This window comes from Pararhodobacter oceanensis, assembly GCF_003076755.1.
Lineage (GTDB): Bacteria > Pseudomonadota > Alphaproteobacteria > Rhodobacterales > Rhodobacteraceae > Pararhodobacter > Pararhodobacter oceanensis.
This window is the reverse complement of the sequence record NZ_QDKM01000003.1, coordinates 427338-446736: the sequence shown is the minus strand read 5'-3', so window position 1 is coordinate 446736 and position 19399 is coordinate 427338. Positions and strand designations below refer to the sequence as shown.

The 19399-nt window shown below is 63.9% G+C and carries 18 protein-coding genes; 10 read left to right on the top strand and 8 right to left on the bottom strand.

The genetic code is table 11. From position 1 onward, the window contains the following. Positions 1–24: 24 nt before the first annotated feature. The 7 genes from DDE20_RS09605 (at position 25) to DDE20_RS09575 (ending at position 6493) form a co-directional block, all read left to right on the top strand. The gene (locus tag DDE20_RS09605) at positions 25–1743 is read left to right on the top strand and encodes a type I secretion system permease/ATPase (RefSeq protein ID WP_165814471.1); all 1719 of its coding nucleotides are present in this window, start codon (positions 25–27) and stop codon (positions 1741–1743) included. Next, positions 1740–3026 (top strand): HlyD family type I secretion periplasmic adaptor subunit, encoded by a 1287-nt coding sequence (locus tag DDE20_RS09600; protein WP_116558254.1) that lies wholly within the window; start codon positions 1740–1742, stop codon positions 3024–3026. The genes DDE20_RS09605 and DDE20_RS09600 overlap by 4 nt, the downstream gene beginning before the upstream one ends. Before the next feature lie 81 nt (positions 3027–3107). Beyond that, complete coding sequence (locus tag DDE20_RS09595; protein ID WP_116558253.1) at positions 3108–3572, top strand: RidA family protein; 465 nt, start codon at positions 3108–3110, stop codon at positions 3570–3572. Next, positions 3572–4351 carry a glycerophosphodiester phosphodiesterase family protein gene (locus DDE20_RS09590; RefSeq protein WP_116558252.1) on the top strand — a complete coding sequence of 260 codons (780 nt, stop codon included), beginning with the start codon at positions 3572–3574 and terminating at the stop codon, positions 4349–4351. Before DDE20_RS09595 ends, DDE20_RS09590 begins: the two co-directional genes overlap by 1 nt. A 63-nt stretch (positions 4352–4414) precedes the next feature. After that, complete coding sequence (locus DDE20_RS09585) at positions 4415–5581, top strand: GNAT family N-acetyltransferase (RefSeq protein WP_116558251.1); 1167 nt, start codon at positions 4415–4417, stop codon at positions 5579–5581. An 11-nt stretch (positions 5582–5592) separates the two neighbouring features. Next, on the top strand, positions 5593–6201 hold the full coding sequence (locus tag DDE20_RS09580; RefSeq protein WP_116558250.1) for a glutathione S-transferase family protein: 609 nt from the start codon (positions 5593–5595) through the stop codon (positions 6199–6201). Beyond that, positions 6191–6493 (top strand): 4a-hydroxytetrahydrobiopterin dehydratase, encoded by a 303-nt coding sequence (locus tag DDE20_RS09575; protein ID WP_240607955.1) that lies wholly within the window; start codon positions 6191–6193, stop codon positions 6491–6493. The genes DDE20_RS09580 and DDE20_RS09575 overlap by 11 nt, the downstream gene beginning before the upstream one ends. Positions 6494–6553: 60 nt before the next feature. Here the strand turns inward: DDE20_RS09575 and DDE20_RS09570 are convergent, their stop codons facing one another. Continuing rightward, positions 6554–7039, bottom strand: a complete 486-nt coding sequence (locus tag DDE20_RS09570) for a peroxiredoxin (RefSeq protein ID WP_116558248.1) — start codon at positions 7037–7039, stop codon at positions 6554–6556. A gap of 108 nt (positions 7040–7147) precedes the next feature. On the opposite strand from DDE20_RS09570, the gene DDE20_RS09565 reads away from it, so the two are divergent. Together DDE20_RS09565 and rsmD are read left to right on the top strand one after the other, a co-directional pair. Further along, positions 7148–8350: an NAD(P)/FAD-dependent oxidoreductase gene (locus DDE20_RS09565; protein WP_116558247.1), complete on the top strand. Its 1203-nt coding sequence runs from the start codon at positions 7148–7150 to the stop codon at positions 8348–8350. Next, positions 8350–8910, top strand: a complete 561-nt coding sequence (gene rsmD, locus DDE20_RS09560; protein WP_116558246.1) for a 16S rRNA (guanine(966)-N(2))-methyltransferase RsmD — start codon at positions 8350–8352, stop codon at positions 8908–8910. The genes DDE20_RS09565 and rsmD overlap by 1 nt, the downstream gene beginning before the upstream one ends. A gap of 88 nt (positions 8911–8998) precedes the next feature. On the opposite strand, the gene DDE20_RS09555 is transcribed toward rsmD, so the two are convergent. The 7 genes from DDE20_RS09555 to DDE20_RS09530 all read right to left on the bottom strand — a co-directional run bounded on the left by DDE20_RS09555 (position 8999) and on the right by DDE20_RS09530 (position 16456). Continuing rightward, on the bottom strand, positions 8999–11227 hold the full coding sequence (locus tag DDE20_RS09555) for a xanthine dehydrogenase family protein molybdopterin-binding subunit (RefSeq protein WP_116558245.1): 2229 nt from the start codon (positions 11225–11227) through the stop codon (positions 8999–9001). Then, entirely contained in the window at positions 11224–11694 is a 471-nt protein-coding gene (locus DDE20_RS09550) for a (2Fe-2S)-binding protein (protein WP_116558244.1), read from the bottom strand. Before DDE20_RS09550 ends, DDE20_RS09555 begins: the two co-directional genes overlap by 4 nt. Before the next feature lie 271 nt (positions 11695–11965). Continuing rightward, positions 11966–13162 (bottom strand): kynureninase, encoded by a 1197-nt coding sequence (gene kynU, locus DDE20_RS09545; protein WP_116558243.1) that lies wholly within the window; start codon positions 13160–13162, stop codon positions 11966–11968. A 157-nt stretch (positions 13163–13319) separates the two neighbouring features. Continuing rightward, positions 13320–13457 carry a hypothetical protein gene (locus DDE20_RS19000; protein ID WP_165814470.1) on the bottom strand — a complete coding sequence of 46 codons (138 nt, stop codon included), beginning with the start codon at positions 13455–13457 and terminating at the stop codon, positions 13320–13322. 186 nt (positions 13458–13643) lie between these two features. After that, on the bottom strand, positions 13644–14042 hold the full coding sequence (locus tag DDE20_RS09540) for a (deoxy)nucleoside triphosphate pyrophosphohydrolase (RefSeq protein WP_116558242.1): 399 nt from the start codon (positions 14040–14042) through the stop codon (positions 13644–13646). A gap of 109 nt (positions 14043–14151) precedes the next feature. Continuing rightward, positions 14152–15438 (bottom strand): bifunctional glutamate N-acetyltransferase/amino-acid acetyltransferase ArgJ, encoded by a 1287-nt coding sequence (gene argJ / locus DDE20_RS09535; RefSeq protein WP_240607967.1) that lies wholly within the window; start codon positions 15436–15438, stop codon positions 14152–14154. 169 nt (positions 15439–15607) lie between these two features. Beyond that, positions 15608–16456, bottom strand: coding sequence for a peptidylprolyl isomerase (locus DDE20_RS09530; RefSeq protein ID WP_165814469.1), 849 nt, complete (start codon positions 16454–16456; stop codon positions 15608–15610). 178 nt (positions 16457–16634) lie between these two features. Between DDE20_RS09530 and secA the strand changes: the two genes are divergently transcribed. Further along, the gene (gene secA, locus DDE20_RS09525; protein WP_116558240.1) at positions 16635–19355 is read left to right on the top strand and encodes a preprotein translocase subunit SecA; all 2721 of its coding nucleotides are present in this window, start codon (positions 16635–16637) and stop codon (positions 19353–19355) included. The last annotated feature ends 44 nt before the right edge of the window (positions 19356–19399 follow it).

Genomic DNA, 19399 nt, shown 5'->3' with positions numbered 1-19399 from the left:
GCGAGATTCGATGAAGCAGCGCGTGTGCATTGGCATGCGCGGCGGCTCTGGCTGGCGGTGTTGCTGTTCAGCGGCTTGATGAATCCGCTGATGCTGACCGGCCCGCTGTTCATGCTGCAGGTCTATGACCGGGTGATCCCCTCGAACTCCAGCGCGACGCTGGCGGTGCTCTTTGCGCTGGTCGTGTTCATGTATGCGATGATGACGCTGCTGGATTCGGCGCGTATCCGCATTCTGGTGCGCATTGCCGCGCAGTTCCGGCTGCGCGTCGAGGCGCCGGTGTTCGAAGCGCGCACCCGTGCCCTGACGCTGGATCGCAACAACCCGATGGCGCTTTCGGCGCTGCAGGATATCGACGTGGTGTTCCGAGCGATTTCCTCACCCGCGATGCTGGCGCTTCTGGATACGCCCTGGGCCTTCGGGTTCTTCATCCTGATGTTCTTTCTGCATCCGCTTCTCGGCGCTTTGGCACTGATTGGCGGGGTGATCATGGTTGCAATTGCGCTTTGGGGCCAATGGCGCACGCGGCCCTATCTGGGGCAGGCGCAGGCCAGCGCGCGCACCGCCGATACCATCGCCCGCCTGACCGCCGAGGATGCGGATACGATGACCGCGCTGGGCATGGATGTTACCGCCTCGAAACTGTGGAACGCGCGCCGCAAAGAGGCGCTGAGCGCGACTTTGGCGGTGCAGGACCGTGTCGGCATCGACGGCGCGGCGGCGCGCGCGTTTCGGATGCTGATGAATTCGGCAATGCTGGGCGCGGGCGCGTGGCTGGTGCTGCAGGGCAGCCTCTCGCCGGGGTTGATCGTCGCCGCCTCGATCATCACCGGCCGCACCTTGGTCCCTATTGAACTGCTGGCCACCCAATGGACCGATATGCGCGCCGCGCTGGCCGCCGACCAGCGGCTGAAAAAACTGGTGTTGATGAATGCCGAGAAACCGCTGACCGTTGCCAGCGCCGACCAGCCAAGTGGCGCGCTTGAGGTGCAGCAGTTGGTGATCACCCCGCCGGGTGGTGGCGTGCCCTTGCTGCGGGTGCAGGGGTTCAAGATCCAGCCGGGGCGCGCGATGGGGGTGATCGGGCCCAGCGGTTCGGGCAAGACCACTTTGGCGCGGGCGCTGATTGGCTCGGTGACGGTTGCGGTGGGCACCATGCGGCTGGGCGATGATGTGCTGCCGCTGACCCCGCCGGTGGACACGAGGCTGGGTTATCTGCCGCAGCGGATCATCCTGCTTGATGGCACCATCGGGCAAAATATCTCGCGGTTTCGCCGTGATGTGCCGATGAGCGCGATCGAAGCCGCGGGGCGGGCGGCGGGCGTCCATAACCTCGTGGTGTCGCTGCCCAAGGGCTATGACACGGTGATCGAGAGCCACGCGCACCGTCTCTCGGGCGGGCAGACGCAGCGTATCGGGTTGGCGCGGGCGCTGTTTGACGACCCGCTGCTCCTGATCCTCGATGAGCCGATTGCCAATCTTGATGCCGAGGGCTCGGCGGCGCTGAACCGTGCGGTGCGTATGGCCAAGGCCCGCGGCGCGGTGGTGGTGGTGATGGCGCACCGGCCCGCCGCGATCACCGAATGCGAGGATTTGCTGGTCCTCGACAATGGCGCGCAGGTTGCCTTCGGGCCGCGCGACCGCGTGCTGCGCGATATGGTGCGCAACCGTACCGCCGTGGTGCGTTCGATCGCGCCGCAGCAAGGGGTCGATCCGCGCGCCGATAATGAGGCGGGCAGATGAAGAACGTCGAAGGTCTCAACCCGCAGGGTGCGATTATGATGGGCGCGGTCACCGCGATGGTGATGGTCTTCGGCTTTGGCGTTTGGGCCGCCTTTGTGCCGATAGACGGCGCGATCATCGCCAGCGGTGAGATTGACGATGCCGCCTATCGCCATGTGATCCAGCACGCGCAGGGCGGCGATGTCGCCGAACTCGCGGTCGCAGAGGGGCAGCAGGTCGAGATGGGTGACCTGTTGTTCCGGCTCGATGATTCGGCGCTCGAATCGGAATGGGCGCTGGTGTCCTCGCAGCTGATCGAGGCGCAGGCGCGCAGTCTGCGGCTGCTTGCCGAACGCGATGGGGTGCCGATGGGGCGGCTGGTCGCCGCGCCCGGAGGCGGCGATGACATGCGCAGCGCGGTGGTCGCGCAACGCCGCCTGTTCGAAGCGCGACACCGCACGCAGGACCGCCAGCTGGCGCAATTGGAGCAGCGCAATCTGCAACTGGCGGCGCAATTGGTTGGGCTGCAGGCGCAGATGGAGGCACTACAACAAGAGCAGGCGCTGCTGGAGGACGAGATTGAGACCCAGACCGAATTGCAAAGCCGCGGGCTGACACAAGCGTCGCGGGTGGCGGTGCTGGCACGCGAGGCGGCGCGGCTGGACGGCAGCCGCGCCTCGGTGGTGGCGCAGATCGCCGAAGCCCGCGGCCAGATTGTCGAGATCGATCTACAGGCGGAAGCGCTGACCGCAGCGCGGCGCGAAGAGGCCGAGCAGCAACTGGCCGAGAATAACGCACTGCTTCTGGAACTGACCGCGCGGCGCACGATCTTGGCCGACCGGCGGGCGCAGATGGTGTTGCGCGCGCCGGCCAGCGGGCGGGTGCATGGTATGGCAGCCATCGAGAATGGCGGCATCTTGCAACCCGCGACCACCGCGATGCAGATTGTCGAGCGTCCCGACCAGCCGGTGATCGCGCTGCTGGTCAGCCCCGGTGATATCGACCATGTCTATGTCGGCCAACAGGTGCAGGTGCAATTCCCCGCCCTGATGCCCGAGGTCAGCAGTCTCGAGGCACAGGTGACACTCCTGTCGGCCGCACCGTTTCTGAATGAAAGCAGTGGTGAGCGTTATTACCGTGTCGAGGCCGCGCTGAGCGCTGCGGCGCTGGATACGGTCGGTGCAAAATCCCTGCTGCCGGGGCTGGCGGTGCAGGCGTTTCTGCGCACCGGCGCGCGCACCCCGTTGGCCTATTTGCTATCGCCGATCACCCAATATCTGCATGGCGCGATGCGCGATCCATAGACAGGGATTTTCAGCCGCTCCGGGGCTTTTCGTTGCCGCCTAAACATGATTTGGTTCGCGCAACACAAAAGGAGTTACCCGATGCCTCACGCCCTCGAAACCCGTCTCGCCGAATTGGGCCTCTCGCTGCCGGACGCACCGGCACCGGCGGCCAATTATGTGCCATGGATCATCAGCGGCAATCAGGTGTTTGTCTCGGGGCAGATCAGCCAGAATGATGCAGGCTTGATCCGCGGTAAACTCGGCGGCGATATCAGCACCGAACAGGGCGCCGAGGCCGCCTCGCATTGCGCGCTCTCCTTGCTCGCGCAGTTGCGCGCGGCGCTGGACGGTGATCTGTCGCGGCTGGTGCGGTTGGTCAAACTGACCGGTTTCGTCAATTGCACGCCCGATTTCACCGACCAGCCGAAGGTGATCAACGGCGCCTCTGACCTGATGGTCGAACTCCTCGGCGATGCCGGACGCCATGCGCGCTCGGCGGTCGGCGCGCCGTCGCTGCCCTTCGGCGTTGCGGTTGAAATCGAGGCAATTTTCGAGATTTCCTAATGCTCCCGACGCTGCATGAGACGTTTTTGACCCGACCGCTGGCGCATCGCGCCCTGCATGATGCCAGCGCTGGAAGACCGGAAAACTCCCTTGCGGCGGTGCGCCATGCCGTCGCGCTGGGCTATGGGATCGAGATTGATCTACAGCCCAGCGCCGACGGGCAGGCGATGGTGTTCCACGATTATGATCTTGGGCGCCTGACCCATGCCACGGGGCAGGTGAAGGCGCTGGATGCGGCGCAATTGCAAGCGCTGCAGGTGCGCGGCGGCGATGCGCCGATCCCCACTCTGCCCGAGGTTCTGGCCGAGGTCGCAGGCCAAGTGCCGCTCTTGATCGAGCTCAAGGACCAGTCGCGGGCCTTAGGTCATGCCCAATCGGTGCTCGAAAGTGCCACCGCGCAGGCGCTACAGGGGTATGACGGGCCGGTCGCGCTGATGTCGTTCAATCCGAAAATGATCGGCAATCTGGCGCAGATGGCGCCGCATGTGCCGCGCGGGTTGACCACCTATGCGTTCCCCGAGCGTGACGTGCCGCCGGACACTCCGCCCGAGATGCAGGTGCACCGCGAGACCTTGGCGCAGATTGCCGCCTATGACGCGGTCGGCGCCTGTTTCATCTCGCATGACTGGCATGATTTGAACCGCCCGCGGGTGGCCGAACTCAAGGCACAGGGGGCGGCGATCCTCAGCTGGACGATCCGCACCCCCGCCGAAGAGATGATCGCCCGCCAGATCGCGCAGAATATCACCTTCGAGAGCTATCTCCCCGAACGGCCTTGATATTCCCGCTTTGGTGAACAGGTCATTGGGTCTAGCTGTCGGGCAGGTTGAAAAGGGGCCGGAATGGAGATCGCTGTCATCGATGCCATTGCCGAGGTGGAGGCACAGGCTTGGGATGCGCTGGCTATGGATGGTGCCTCTGATCAGGCCCTGCGCCCGATTGATCCCTTCACCAAGCACCGGTTTTTGCACGCGCTCGAGGCTTCGGGCTCGGTTGGCCCCGGCACCGGCTGGGAGGCCAAACATCTGACCGTGCGCCAGAATGGCACCCTGCTGGCGGCAATGCCGCTTTACGCCAAATCGCACAGTCAGGGCGAATACATCTTTGACCATGCGTTTGCCGAGGCATGGCAGCGTGCGGGCGGCGATTACTACCCGAAATTGCAATCCGCCGTGCCCTTCACCCCGGCCACCGGTCCGCGGCTCTTGGGTCCGCCCGAATTGCGCCCGATCCTGCTGCGAGCATTGCGCGAAATTACCGATGGCAACCAATTGTCCTCGGCGCATATCACCTTTTGCACCGAAGACGAGGCGGCAGCAGGGCGCGCCGAAGGCTATCTGCACCGCACCACCCAGCAGTTTCACTGGCAGGATGACGGGTTCGGCGATTTCGACGGGTTCCTTGCCGCGCTCTCGTCGCGCAAACGCAAGGGCATTCGCCGCGAGCGGGCGCAGGCGCAGGCATTCGGCGGGCAGATCCGCGCGCTCACCGGCGATGCGCTACAGCCCGAGCATTGGGATGCCTTCTGGCAGTTCTATCAGGACACCGGCAGCCGCAAATGGGGCCGCCCCTATCTGACGCGGGCATTTTTCGACCTCGTGCAGGAATATATGCGCGACGATACGCTGCTGATTCTGGCCGAGATCGACGGCGCGCCGATCGCCGGTGCGTTGAATTTCATCGGTCGCGAGACGCTGTTCGGGCGCTATTGGGGCTGCGTGCAGGATCATCCCTGCCTGCATTTTGAACTGTGTTATTATCAGGCGATTGACTGGGCGCTGGCCAACGGGTTGTCTCGGGTCGAGGCCGGTGCGCAGGGCGAGCACAAACTGGCGCGCGGCTATTTGCCGACGCCGGTGCATTCGCTGCATTGGTTCTCGGACCCGCGCTTTACCCGCGCGGTCGAGGATTATCTGCAGCGCGAATCGCAAGCGGTGGGTGACGAGATGGAGTTTCTGGGCCGTTTCACCCCGTTTCGCCGCGGGGATACTGGCCCCAAGGGCGTGTGACTGGAGGGCAGATGATCGATTTCTATACCAACCCGAAATCGCGCGGCGTGATTACCCGCTGGATGCTCGAGGAGATCGGCGCGCCCTACACCACGCATCTGCTCGACTACCAGAGCACGATGAAATCCCCCGAGTATCTGGCGATCAACCCGATGGGCAAAGTGCCCGCGATTGTCCATGACGGGCAGGTGGTGACCGAGGCCGCGGCGATCTGCGCGCACCTCGCCGACGCCTTTCCCGAGGCCGGTCTTGCGCCAGCACCCGAACAGCGCGGCGCCTATTACCGCTGGCTGTTTTTCGGCGCTGGCCCGTTTGAGGCGGCGATCAGCAATGCGGGGTTCGGTTTTGTCGTGCCCGAGGGGCGCGAGCGGGCGATTGGCTACGGGCGGCTTGAGGATGTGCTCGACACTCTCGAGGGGCATCTGAGCGAGCGTCGCTATATTCTTGGCGAGAAATTCACCGCGGCGGATGTCTATCTCGGCAGCCAGATCGGCTTCGGCGCGGAATTCGGCCTGTTCCCGATGCGCGCGGGGCTTTCCGCCTATTGGGAGCGGATCAAAGACCGGCCGGCACGGGTGCGGGGGATGCAATTGGATAAAGAGGCAGATGATGAAAACTGAAAAACTCGAGGGCGCTGCCCGCACGGCTGCGCTCGCTGACCTGACCGCCGCCGGCTGGGAGCATGACGCCACCCGCGATGCGATTGCCAAGACCTTCCGGTTCAAATCCTTCAACGCCGCTTTTGGCTGGATGACCCGCGTTGCCATCGAGGCCGAGAAACGCAATCACCACCCTGAATGGCGCAACGTCTGGAACCGTGTTGAGGTGGTGCTGACCACCCATAGCGCCGACGGGCTGACCCATCTCGATGTGGTGCTGGCCGAGGCGATGGACCGTTTCGCCAAAGACTAAGCCAAACACAAAGGGGGCGCGATCCGCACCCCCTTTGACATGGTACATTGCACTGGGGCTTTACAGCGCCTCGACCATCGCCGCGCCGCCCGAGATTTCGCAGCCCGAGGTTGTCTCGGGGTGCCAGACCGTCACCACACCATCCTCGGCGGCCATCGCATAGCGCTTGGAGCGCCCGAACAGCCCGACCGGCGGCGCGTCAAACACCATGTCGATGGATTTCGCAAAGGCACCGTCGCCATCCGACAGCAGGGTGATCCCGGCTTTCGACGCGCCGGTGGCCTCGGCCCAGCTGTGCATCACAAAGGCATCATTCACCGCCACGCAGATGATCTCGTCGACACCCTTGGCCTTGAGCTGGTCCTTGGCGTCAATGAAACTTGGCATATGGGCCGAATGGCAGGTCGGGGTAAACGCGCCCGGCACGGCAAAGATCACCACTTTGCGGCCCTTGGTCAGCGAGGACAGCGTGACCTCTTCGGGGCCATTCGCACCGATCCGCACGAAGGTGGCTTCGGGCAGTTTGTCGCCTACGGAAATGGACATGGAATGGTCTCCTGTTATGGGGAAAAACTCTGGGATTGATCAATCCCATGAGATATATAGCCCGAAACGCTCCGGTTCCAGTGGGCGTAGGGCAAGAGGGGAGAAACCATGGCAGGAATAGTTGTGATCGGCGCCGGACAAGCCGGGTCGTCGCTGGTGGTGAAGCTGCGGGCGCTGGGCTATGCGGGCGATGTTACGCTGGTCGGCGATGAGCCGGTGCCCCCCTATCAACGCCCGCCGCTGTCGAAATCCTATCTCTTGGGCAAGATGGACCTCGACCGTCTGTTCCTGCGCCCGCAGGCTTTCTATGACGACCAGAATATCACCCTGCGCCTGAACACCAAGGTCAGCCGGATCGACGCCGCCGCCAAAACCGTCTGGCTTGGCGATGAGGCACTGCCCTATGACCAGCTCGCATTGACCACCGGCGCCGAGCCGCGCCAACTGCCCGCCGCGATTGGCGGTGATCTTGCCGGTGTCTATGCCGTGCGCCGCCTCTCCGATATCGACGCGATGGCCGCCGAGTTCACCGAAGGCCGCCGCGTGTTGATCATCGGCGGCGGCTATATCGGGCTCGAGGCGGCGGCAGTGGCGGCGCAAAAAGGGCTGAATGTGACCCTGATCGAAGCCGCGCCGCGCATTCTGGGCCGCGTGGCTTCGCCTGAGACCGCCGATGTGATGCGCGCCCTGCACCAGAGCCACGGGGTGACGATCCGTGAGGGGCTCGGCCTGACGCGGCTCACCGGCGACAGCCGTGTGCAGGCGGCAGAACTTGCCGACGGTTCGGTGCTGGAGGTGGATTTCGTCATTGTCGGCATCGGCATCAGCCCCGCCGCCGATCTGGCGCAGGCAGCAGGCGTGACGCTTGAGAACGGCATCGCAGTGGATGATTTCGGCCGCACCTCGGACCCGTCGATCTGGGCCGCGGGGGATTGCGCCTCCTTCACCTATCAAGGCACGCGGCTGCGGCTGGAAAGCGTGCAGAACGCGATTGATCAGGCCGAGGCGGTGGCGGAGAACATGCTCGCGGCAGATAAAGCCTATGCGCCGATGCCGTGGTTCTGGTCGGATCAATACGACATGAAACTGCAGATCGCCGGGCTCAACAGCGGCTATGACCGGATCGTCACCCGCGAGACCGGCACCGCGCGCAGCCATTGGTATTTCCGCGAGGGGCAGTTCATCTCGGTCGATGCGATGAATGATCCGCGCGCCTATATGGTTGGCAAGCGCTTGTTGGAACAGGGAAAAACCCCCGCCGCCGAGGCCGTGGCCGACCCGGATACCGAGCTGAAAGCCTTGCTGAAGTAATGCGCATTGTCGGCGGCAGCCACCGTGGCACGCAATTGGCCAGCGTGGGTCAGGGCGATGCCGCCGCGCATCTGCGCCCGACGCCTGACCGCGTCCGCGAGGCGCTGTTCAACGCGCTCTGCCAAGGCCGATGGGGCGATCTGGTGCGCGGGCAGCGGGTGCTTGATCTCTTTGCCGGCACCGGCGCGCTCGGGCTCGAGGCCCTGTCGCGCGGCGCCACGCAGGTCACATTGGTTGATGACGGCGCCGCCGCGCGGGCGCTGATCCGCAGCAATATCGAGAAACTGCGCGCAATGGGCCACACTCGCCTGTTCCGCCGCAACGCCATCGATCTCGGCGCCAATCGCGGGGCTGCCTTTGGGTTGATCTTCCTCGATCCGCCCTACGGCCTCAATCTCGGCGCCAAAGCCCTCGCTTCGGCGCAGGCGGGTGGCTGGATCGCCCCCGAGGCCACCGTGGTCTGGGAGGAAAACACCCCGCAAGCCCCGCCCGAAGGCTTCACCCCCCTCGACCAGCGCCGCTACGGCGAGACATGGATCACCTTGCTGCGCGCGCCCTGACCCGACTCGCCCACTTTATGCGTCAAATATCCTGCGGGGGCGGACCGCAGGTCCGGCGGGGGTGCAAAGCCCCCGTCCAACGGCAATCCTAGAGGATGAAGTCGAACTGCCCCTCCAAGGGTAATTCCCGCGCCCGCACGCCGGTCAGATCATAGAGAGCATTGGCCAGCGCCGCCGCCGCAGGCGGCGTGCCCGGCTCTCCACCGCCACCCAAATGCGGGTTATTCGACAGCATCCGCGTCTCCAGAACCGGCGCGCCCGACATCCGCAGCGCGTCGTAATCGGGGAAATTCTGCTGCTCGACCATCCCGTCGGCGAATGTGATCTTGCCGTGCACCGCCGCCGAGAGGCCAAAGATCATCCCCCCCTCCATCTGCGCCTGCAAAATGCCGGGGTCGAGCACAATACCGGTGTCGCAAGCGATCCAGCCGCGCGCGATGCGGATACGCCCGCCCTCGTCACGCACTTCGACAACCTGCGCGACCGGCGTGCCAAAGGACCAAGTCATCGCCACGCCCAGTCCGGTGCCAGCGGCTCGCTCGCGGTCCCAGCCCGACATCTCCCGCACCGCCTCCAACACCCCCGCCGCGACGGTGCTTTCGGGGCGCACATGCTCAAGCCGGAACTCCAGCGGGTCTCGCCCAGCCGCAATCGCCATCTCGTCGATGAAGCTCTCATGGACAAACCCGTTATGGCTGGCCCCGACCGAGCGCCAGAATCCCACCGGCAGATCCATCACCGCATTATAGCCGCGCACACGGTAGCTGGGGATCGCATAGGGCTGGTCAAACGCGCCTTCGACCAGCGTGCGATCCGGCCCGGGGGGCGCCATCCCGAACATCCGCTGGCCCACCTGCCCCGAGATCCCCTGTCCGGCAATCCGCGCGTCAAACAGCTTGGCCTGCCCGTCCGCGACGACGCCGCGCATCCGCGCAATCACCGCCGGGCGATAGAAATCATGGGTCATATCCTCTTCGCGCGACCAGATGACCTGCACCGGCACATCGGGCATCTGCCGCGCCACGCGGGCGGCGAGTTCCGAGTAATCGCTCTCGCCGCGGCGCCCGAACCCGCCGCCCATCACCGTGGTGTGCACGGTCACCGCCGCCTGATCCAGCCCCGCGCCGCGCGCTGCAGCCATCCGCTGCACCAAGGGCGCCTGATTGGGCGTCCAGATTTCCAGCGCATCGCCGGTAAACAGCGCGGTGGCGTTCATCGGTTCCATCGGCGCATGCGCCAGATAGGGCAGGCGGTATTCGGCGCTCACCTCGGTGCCGCTCTGCGCCTCCGGCCCGTCGCTGCGCATTTCCGAATTCGCACTCTCGTCAAACGCCTCGGCGATCCGCGCAAATATCGCGTCGCTGCTCGCCGGATAGGGCGCCGGGCCCCAGTCGATATCCACCGCCTGCGCGCCCTGCATCGCCGCCCAAGAGTTGCGCGCGACCACGGCAATGCCACCGCCGATGTCGAGAACCTGCTCGACACCGGCCATCGCCAGCGCCGGTGCCGGATCGAATGACAACATCTCGCCGCCGAGCCGTGGCGACATCCGCACCGAAGCAAACTTCATCCCCGGCAAACGCATGTCGATCCCGTAGGGCGCCCTGCCGGTGACCTTTGCGGGCATATCGGGGCGCGGCAAGGCGGTTCCCAACAGCCGCCACTCGGATTGCGGGCGCGGCTCGACCTGCGGCGCCTCGATCCGCGCCGCTTCCTCGGCCAGTTCCGCATAGCTCAATCTTGTGCCGTCCGGTGTCACCACAAAGCCGCCCTCGGTGGTCAGCCCCTCGACCGAAACCTGCCAACGCGCTGCCGCCGCCAGTTTCAACGCCTCGCGCGCGCTCGCCCCCGCCAGCCGCAGCTTGTCGAACCCGTCGCGCATGCTGGTCGAACCGCCGGTGATCTGCGTGCCAAAGAGCTTGCCGACCTCACCCAAGGCCGCGCCGAGACTGCGCTGCCACGAGGACAGCGCATAATCCGCGCCGCCCACGACGCTCTCGGCCAAAGCGCGGTTGTAATAGGCCGCCGACGCCGGGCCATGCGCCACCCGCACGCGCTCCCACGGCACATCCAATTCCTCAGCCGCCAAAGCCGCCAAAGTGCCCTGCGCGCCTTGCCCCATATCGGCGCGGCCCGAGACCACGGTGACGCCCTCCTGGTCGATCACCAAAAACGCGTTCATTGCCGCACCGGCCTCGGGGTTCAACGGGTTCGGCACCGGTTGCCGCACTTTATAGACACCAAAGGCCACGCCGCCGGTGATCGCCACCGCGCCAACCAGAAAACTGCGGCGGGTGATCTTGCCGATCCGGCTCATAACGCGGCCTCCTGCAACTCGGCGGCGGCGTCATGGATCGCCGCCCGTATCCGCCCATAGGTGCCACAGCGGCACAGGTTGCCCGCCATCGCCTGATCAATATCCGCGTCGCTTGGCGCAGGTATTTCGGCCAATAGCGCCGCTGCCTGCATGATCTGCCCGCTCTGGCAATAGCCGCATTGCGCAACCTGATGGCGTAGCCACGCGGCCTGCAAAGCATGGGGCGCGTCGGGCGTGCCCAATCCTTCAATCGTGGTCACCTGCCCCCAAACATCCGCCAGCGCCACTTGGCACGAGCGCACCGCTTCGCCATCCACATGCACCGTGCAGGCGCCGCAGGCGGCGACCCCGCAACCGAATTTCGTGCCGGTCTGGCCGAGTTCATCGCGCAACACCCACAGTAGCGGCGTGTCTTCCGGCGCGTCGATCACATGCTCTGCGCCGTTAATTGTCAGGGTGGTTGTCATGGGGGCTCCGCATTTCGCAGTTACCCTTTAAACATAGCGCAGAGCCGCCAAATGTCACCCGCCACAGTAAATTTACCCACGCGTCAACCGGCAGAGGGCAGGTGTTTTGCCTGATAACCCGCCCCACTTTATGCCCGAAATATCCTCAGGGGTGAATTTGGCGGCAGCCGAAGAGGGGGCAGACAGCCCCCAGCACCGCAGGTGCCGAAGGTTCGCCACCGCCCGCAGGGCGACCGTTTGATAGCTCAGGTCACGCTGTTACGTCACGCGGTTAGGTCACACGGGCGCGGGTTTTGTATTCGGGGCGATCCCACGCGCCGGTTTCAAGGATCTCGGCAAGGATTTCCACCGCTGCCGCCACATCCTCAAAGCTGGTGAACAGCGGGGTGAAGCCAAAGCGGATGATATCTGGCGCGCGGAAATCACCGATCACGCCGCGGGCGATCAGCGCCTGCATGATCGCATAGCCCTCGGGGTGGCGGAAGCTCACCTGCGAACCGCGCAGCGCATGCGCGCGTGGGGTCGCCAGCACCAGATCGGGGCAGCGCGCCTCGACAGCGGCGATGAAGGCATCGGTGAGTTCCAGCGAGCGGGCGCGCAGATCGTCGATCTCGACCATGTCAAAGACATCGAGCGCCGCATCCAATGCCACCATCTGCAACACCGGCGGCGTGCCGACGCGCATCCGCTCAATGCCACTGCCGGGGCGGTAATCGAGATCAAAGGCAAAGGGCGCCTCATGGCCCAGCCAGCCCGACAGCGCGGGGCGCACCTTCTCGGCATGGCGCGGCGCAACATAGATGAAGGCGGGGCCGCCGGGGCCGGAGTTGAGGTATTTATAGGTGCAGCCAATGGCGAAATCGGCACCACCTTCGGCGACGCGCACATCGGTGGCACCGGCCGAATGCGCCAGATCCCAGACCGCGAGCGCGCCATGTTCATGGGCTTTGGCGGTCAGCGCCGGCATATCGTGGCGGCGGCCGGTGCGGTAATCGACCTCGGTCAGCATCAACACCGCGACCTCATCGGTGATCGCTTCCATCACCGCTTCGGGCGCCACAGTGCGCAATTCATAACCGTCGCCGAGCATCTGGCACAGGCCCTGCGCCATATAGAGGTCGGATGGGAAATTGCCGTCATCCGAGAGGATGATCTTTTTGCCGGGGTTCAGATCCAGCGCCGAGGCCAGTGCCTGAAAGACCTTGATCGACAGCGTGTCGCCAAGCACCACATGGCCGGTCTCGGCGCCGATCAACCGCGCGATCCGGTCGCCGATCTTGGTCGGCAGTTCCATCCAGCCGGCCTTGTTCCAGCCGGTGATCAGCATCTGCCCCCATTCCGCATGAATGGCCTGCGACACCCGCGCGCTCACCCCGCGCGGCAGCGGGCCGAGCGAGTTGCCATCGAGATAGATCACCCCCTCGGGCAGGTCGAATTCGGCGCGGGTCTTGGAGAAGTCACTTTGCATCGGGGTTCCGGCGTTCAAGGTAAATGTCACGGGATGTTAGACGCGCATTACGGGGACGACAAGCCGCGGCGTCGGGGCATCCTGAACGGCAAAAGGCGCCGACCTCTGGAGGGGTCGGCGCCCTGTCACTGGCGTGTGAGCAAGCGCGGCTGACGGGTCAGGCGGCGGTCTTTTTGACCGGACGTCCGGCATAGGTCTCGTCGCCGATCCGCACAACCATCAGCCCGTTCGGTGTGGTGCGGATGAATTGTCCTTGGATGCTCAGGTAACGGCCGATCATGATTGTCTTAAGCATGGTGTCCCTCAGATTTTGTAGCGTCTTCAGTGCCATATTTTACGCGGCATTTCTAGCAAATTGACAAGAAAAAGACATAATTAACAGCAAGTTAATGGGGGTTTGTTTCCGAATTGAGCGCAGTCCTGATAACGGGGTGCGATTGTATCTGGAGGGCCAACAATTTCGACCGGTGCTGCCACAATCTCACAGCCAGTCGCGCAGGATGGGAATCAGGGGCAGATCGGCGGCGGGCATCGGATAGCTGCGCAGGTCCTTCGGGCGCACCCATTTGAGCTCTTGGCCTTCGCGCGGGGTCACCATCCCCTCCCATTTGCGGCAGGCGAACAAAGGCATCACAAGATGGAAGTCCTCATAACTGTGGCTGGCAAATGTCAACGGCGCAAGGCAGGAGGTCCAGGTCTCGATGCCCAATTCCTCGTGCAACTCACGGATCAGCGCCGCCTCAGGGGTCTCGCCCGCTTCGATCTTGCCGCCCGGGAACTCCCAAAGACCGGCCATCGGCTTTCCCTCGGGCCGCTGCGCCAAGAGCACCCGCCCGTCGACGTCGATCAGGGCGACGGCGGAGACATAGACAATTTTCATCAACACTTGGCCTTTGTTCAGGGAAGGGCAGGGGGCTTTGCCCCCTCGCCGCAAGGCGGCTCACCCCCAGGATATTTAACGCATAAAGTGGGGGTGAGAGGGGGCGAGATCAGGAACGGTAGTCGGCGTTGATCTCGATATAGCGGTGGGTCAGGTCGCAGGTCCAGACTTTGGATTTACCATCGCCAAGCCCCAGATCGACGCCGATCTCGATCTCTTCGCGCGTCATATAAGCGGCGCCATCGGCCTCGCGGTAAGCGGGATCGACCATGCCTTTGGTGGCGACGCTGATACCGCCAAAGCTGATCGCCAGCCGGTCACGGTCAGCAGCGGCGCCGGATTTGCCGATTGCGGCGACGATGCGCCCCCAGTTCGGATCTTCGCCGGCCACGGCGGTTTTCACCAGCGGCGAGTTTGCAATCGACAGGGCGCAACGTTTGGCGTCCGCGTCATTGGTCGCGCCGGTGACGGTGATGCCGACGAATTTCGTCGCCCCCTCGCCGTCGCGGATCACCTGATGCGCCAGATCCAGCATCACCCCGTCCAGCGCCTCGGCAAAACCGCGGCCCTCTGGTGAGCGCAGATCGGTGATCTCCGCCGCGCCGCTTTGTCCGGTGGCGGCGACCAGCAGCGTGTCGGAGGTCGAGGTGTCGCTATCAACGGTGATGCAGTTGAAGCTGGTGTCGGTCAACCGGCTGACCAGTGATTGCAACTGGGTCTGGCCGATCGCCGCATCGGTGAAGATATAGACCAGCATCGTTGCCATATCCGGCGCGATCATCCCCGAGCCTTTGGCGATACCGGCGATGCGCACGGGTTTGCCACCGATCTCGATCTCGGCCGTGGCGCCTTTGGGGAACGTGTCGGTGGTCATGATCGCCTGCGCCGCGCCGGTGATCCCATCGGCGGCGAGATTGCCGGCGAGTTCCTCAAGGCTGGCGATAATCCGGTCGTGGGGCAGCGGCTCGCCAATCACACCGGTCGAAGAGGTAAATACCCGCGACAGCGGCAGGTCGAGGAGTTGCGCGACATTCTGGGTCAGCGCCTCAACGGAATCGCGGCCACGCTGGCCGGTGAAGGCGTTGGAATTGCCCGAGTTCACCAAGATTGCCGCGCCCTGATCCGCTTCGGCATTGGTGCCAATCTTGGCCTGGCAATCGAGCACCGCCGCCGAGCGGGTCGCCGAACGGGTGAACGTGCCCGCGATCACGCTGCCCGGCGCCAGCCGCGCCAGCATCACGTCATTGCGGCCCTTATAGCGCACACCGGCCTGCGCCGAGGCAAAGTCGACACCGGCAATTACCGGCAGTTGCGGAAAGCCGCCCTTGGGCGCCAGTGGCGAGACCTTGGGGGCCTTGGGCTTCTCTGCGGTCAGCGCCTCAAGCTCCTTGGCCAGCGATTTGGCGCGGGATTTCCACTTGGCCACGCGCTTTTCCAATTTGGCGCGTTTCGGTTTACTGGAGGTGTCTTTATTCTGTTTGGCCACGGCGCGTGTTCCTTCAACGCAAAAGACCCGCACCGGTGCGGTGCGGGCCGGGGTGGCGCGGAAGTTACGCCGAGTTTTCTTATTCGTCCAGCAAATCGCGCTGGCTGAGCAGGGCCGGTTCCAGATCTTCCGAGAGGTTCTCGATCTCGGCACCCTCACGCAATTCGGCGATCATCGCACGGGTCGCTTCGCGCTGGAGTTCGGCGGCCAGTTCCTCTTGCACTTCGGCCAGCGGCGGGGCGCTGGCGTCGCGCACTTCGATCAGATTGATCACATGCCAGCCGAACTGGGTTTCCACCGGCTCGGAAATCTCGCCGGGCTCAAGCGCCTCGACCGCCTCTTGGAAGGTCGGGATCATCATTCCGGCCGAGAACCAGCCAAGGTCGCCGCCCTGCTGCGCCGAACCATCGACCGAGAACTCCTGCGCCACTTCGGCGAACTCGCGGCCTTCGGCCAAAGCAGCGACAACCTCGTCGCGGGCCTCTTCTTCGCGCACCAGAATATGCGCGGCGTTATATTCGGTGACCGGCTCGCCCTCGGAAAACGCGGCGACATAGGCCTCATAGGCGGTGTTGATCGCCTCTTCGGTGACCGCCGCATTGGCGACACCGGCCAGCGCGGTATTGGCGATGAAATTGCGGTTCTCGTTTTCCAGCATCAGGCGCTCGCCCAGCGTCAGCTCCGGCGCATGGGTCTGCGCCAGCAGCTCTTGCTCGATCAACTGCTCGATCAGCGCCGGAAACAGGGTCTCGTCGGGGATCTGGGCGAATTGCTGCGGCAACTGTCCGCGCAGCACAATCGCATGGCCCAGAGTGATCTCGGCATCGCCCACCCGCGCGACCACGGTCGAGGCGTCTTGCGCCAGCGCGGGGGCTGCGAAACTCGCGAAAATCGCGGTTGCAGCGACAAATGATGCGTTTTTGAACATGCAGGGCTCCTGAATTGCCCCCATTCGGGGGCCTGAGATTGACACTAACTAACCCGCCCCTTACATGCCAAAATGGACCTAGAGACAGGTGACTACGGCGCCTGTTTAGGATTGCAGCCGCAAACCGGCAACCCCGTCGGTGTTAACAAGCGGTCACACAACGGCGAGCGGAGATAACATGTTGGGCCTTGGGACGATTAGCCGGAAGGTGTTCGGCACCGCAAACGATCGCAAAGTTAAGGCCGTGCGCCCGCTTGTAGCAAAGATCAGCGCGCTGGAAGACGAGTTCAAAGCGCTCGACGACGCCGGGCTGATCGCCCGCACCGAAGCGCTGAAAGAGCGCTACCAGAATGGCGAGCGGCTGGATTCGCTGCTGCCCGAGGCTTTCGCCAACTGCCGCGAGGGGGCGTTTCGCGCGCTCGGGTTGCGCGCCTTTGACGTGCAGTTGATCGGCGGCATTTTCATGCACCAAGGCAATATCGCCGAAATGAAAACCGGTGAGGGTAAAACCCTTGTCGCGACCTTTCCCGCCTATCTGAATGCGCTGACCGGTGAGGGCGTGCATGTGGTGACGGTGAACGACTATCTCGCCCGCCGCGACTCCAGCTGGATGGGCAAGGTCTTTGCCAAACTCGGTATGACCACCGGCGTTGTCGTGCCGCATCAGCCCGACGAGGAAAAGCGCGCCGCCTATGCCGCCGATGTGACCTATGCGACGAATAACGAGCTGGGTTTCGATTATCTGCGCGACAATATGAAGAATGACCTCGGGCAGATGATGCAGCGCGGCCATAACTTCGCGATTGTCGATGAGGTCGACTCGATCCTGATCGACGAGGCGCGCACGCCCCTGATCATCTCGGGCATGTCCCAAGAGCGCGGCGATCTTTATGTCATGGTCGACAAGCTGATCCCCAGCCTTACCGATGAGGATTTCGACCTCGACGAGAAAGCCCGTCAGGTGACCTTCACCGACGAAGGCAACGAGCATATGGAGCAACTGCTGCAAGAGGCAGGCATCCTGCCCGAGGGCCAGTCGCTCTATGATCCTGAGTCGACCACTGTTGTGCACCACGCCAACCAAGGCCTGCGCGCGCATAAGATGATGCACAAGGACCAGCATTATATCGTCCGCGACGGGAAAATCGTATTGATTGACGAGTTCACCGGCCGGATGATGCTGGGGCGGCAATTGTCCGAGGGTCTGCATCAGGCGGTTGAGGCCAAGGAAGGGCTGCAAATCCAGCCCGAGACCGTGACCATGGCGTCGATCACCTTCCAGAACTATTTCCGCCTGTATAACAAACTCGGCGGGATGACCGGCACCGCCTCGACCGAGGCCGAGGAATTCAAGGAAATCTACAATCTCGGCGTGGTGGAAATCCCCACCAACCGCCCGATTGCCCGCGAAGACGAACACGATCAGGTCTATAAAACCGCCACCGAGAAGTTCAACGGTGTGGTTGAGGCGATTCAGGAAGCGCATGTCAAGGGTCAGCCGGTTCTGGTCGGCACCACCTCGATTGAGAAATCCGAGGAACTGGCGGCGCTGCTCGATGGCGCGAAGATCAGCTATAACATCCTCAACGCCCGCCAGCATGAGCGCGAGGCGCATATCGTCGCCGAGGCCGGACGTCTGGGCGCGGTGACCATCGCCACCAATATGGCCGGTCGCGGCACCGACATCCAGCTTGGCGGCAATATCGACATGCAGGTGATGGACGCGCTTGAGGCTGATCCCGAGGCTGATCCGGTCGCCACCCGCGCGCGGATCGAGGCCGAGGTCTCGGCCGAGCGCGAGAAGGTGCTGGCGGCGGGCGGTCTGTTCGTTCTGGCCACCGAGCGGCATGAGAGCCGCCGCATCGACAACCAGCTGCGCGGTCGTTCGGGTCGTCAGGGAGACCCCGGCAAATCGGTGTTCTTCCTCTCGCTCGAAGACGATCTGATGCGCATCTTCGGCTCGGAACGGCTTGAGAAAGTGCTCTCGACGCTGGGCATGAAGGACGGCGAGGCGATCGTGCATCCTTGGGTGAATAAATCGCTGGAGAAAGCGCAGGCCAAGGTCGAGGCGCGCAACTTTGACATCCGCAAGACGCTGCTGAAGTTCGACAACGTGATGAACGACCAGCGCCGCGTGATCTTTAACCAGCGGCTGGAAATCCTTGAGGCCGAGGATCTGTCCGAGATCGTCGAAGACATGCGCCACGCCACGGTTGACGAGCTGGTCGCGCAGGCGATGCCGCAGGGCAGCTATGCCGATCAGTGGGACGTCGAGCTGCTGGCCACCGAGATCAAGGACAAGCTGAACCTTGACCTGCCGGTCGCCGAATGGGCCGAGGAAGACGGTGTCGATCAAGAGGTGGTGCGCAACCGGATCACCGAGGCCGCCGATGCGATGATGGCCGAGAAAGAGGCGGCGTTTTCCTCCGATACGATGCGCAACATCGAGAAACAGCTTCTGCTGCAGGTCATCGACGGCAAATGGCGCGAGCATATCGTGACGCTGGAACATCTGCGCTCGGCGGTGAATTTCCGCGGCTTGGCGCAGCGCGATCCGCTCAATGAGTATAAATCCGAAGCCTTCGTCCTGTTTGAGCATATGCTTTCGGCCCTGCGCGAGGATATCACCCACCAACTGGCGCGTATCCGCCCGCTGACGCCCGAAGAGCAGGAACAGATGGCTGCGCAAATGGCGGCGCAGAACCCGACGGGTGATGCCGGCGGGCGGCTGCAAACGCCGACCGATCTGCCGCGGATCACCCCACAGGCCGACCCCGAGGCGGCGCTGCCCGGCTTTGACGAGAACGATCAGTCGACATGGGGTAATCCGGGCCGCAACCAGAATTGCCCCTGTGGCTCGGGCAAGAAATTCAAGCACTGCCACGGCCGTCTGGCCTAAGGTTAACAAGGGTTTCGGGGTTAACCATGCCCCGAAACCACCCG

Coding starts and splice junctions, on each gene's coding strand:
- DDE20_RS09600 (WP_116558254.1), top strand. CDS start 1,740: ATGAAGAACGTCGAAGGTCTCAACCCGCAGGGTGCGATTATGATGGGC.
- DDE20_RS09595 (WP_116558253.1), top strand. CDS start 3,108: ATGCCTCACGCCCTCGAAACCCGTCTCGCCGAATTGGGCCTCTCGCTG.
- DDE20_RS09590 (WP_116558252.1), top strand. CDS start 3,572: ATGCTCCCGACGCTGCATGAGACGTTTTTGACCCGACCGCTGGCGCAT.
- DDE20_RS09585 (WP_116558251.1), top strand. CDS start 4,415: ATGGAGATCGCTGTCATCGATGCCATTGCCGAGGTGGAGGCACAGGCT.
- DDE20_RS09580 (WP_116558250.1), top strand. CDS start 5,593: ATGATCGATTTCTATACCAACCCGAAATCGCGCGGCGTGATTACCCGC.
- DDE20_RS09575 (WP_240607955.1), top strand. CDS start 6,191: ATGAAAACTGAAAAACTCGAGGGCGCTGCCCGCACGGCTGCGCTCGCT.
- DDE20_RS09570 (WP_116558248.1), bottom strand. CDS start 7,039: ATGTCCATTTCCGTAGGCGACAAACTGCCCGAAGCCACCTTCGTGCGG.
- DDE20_RS09565 (WP_116558247.1), top strand. CDS start 7,148: ATGGCAGGAATAGTTGTGATCGGCGCCGGACAAGCCGGGTCGTCGCTG.
- rsmD (WP_116558246.1), top strand. CDS start 8,350: ATGCGCATTGTCGGCGGCAGCCACCGTGGCACGCAATTGGCCAGCGTG.
- DDE20_RS09555 (WP_116558245.1), bottom strand. CDS start 11,227: ATGAGCCGGATCGGCAAGATCACCCGCCGCAGTTTTCTGGTTGGCGCG.
- DDE20_RS09550 (WP_116558244.1), bottom strand. CDS start 11,694: ATGACAACCACCCTGACAATTAACGGCGCAGAGCATGTGATCGACGCG.
- kynU (WP_116558243.1), bottom strand. CDS start 13,162: ATGCAAAGTGACTTCTCCAAGACCCGCGCCGAATTCGACCTGCCCGAG.
- DDE20_RS19000 (WP_165814470.1), bottom strand. CDS start 13,457: ATGCTTAAGACAATCATGATCGGCCGTTACCTGAGCATCCAAGGACAA.
- DDE20_RS09540 (WP_116558242.1), bottom strand. CDS start 14,042: ATGAAAATTGTCTATGTCTCCGCCGTCGCCCTGATCGACGTCGACGGG.
- DDE20_RS09530 (WP_165814469.1), bottom strand. CDS start 16,456: ATGTTCAAAAACGCATCATTTGTCGCTGCAACCGCGATTTTCGCGAGT.
- secA (WP_116558240.1), top strand. CDS start 16,635: ATGTTGGGCCTTGGGACGATTAGCCGGAAGGTGTTCGGCACCGCAAAC.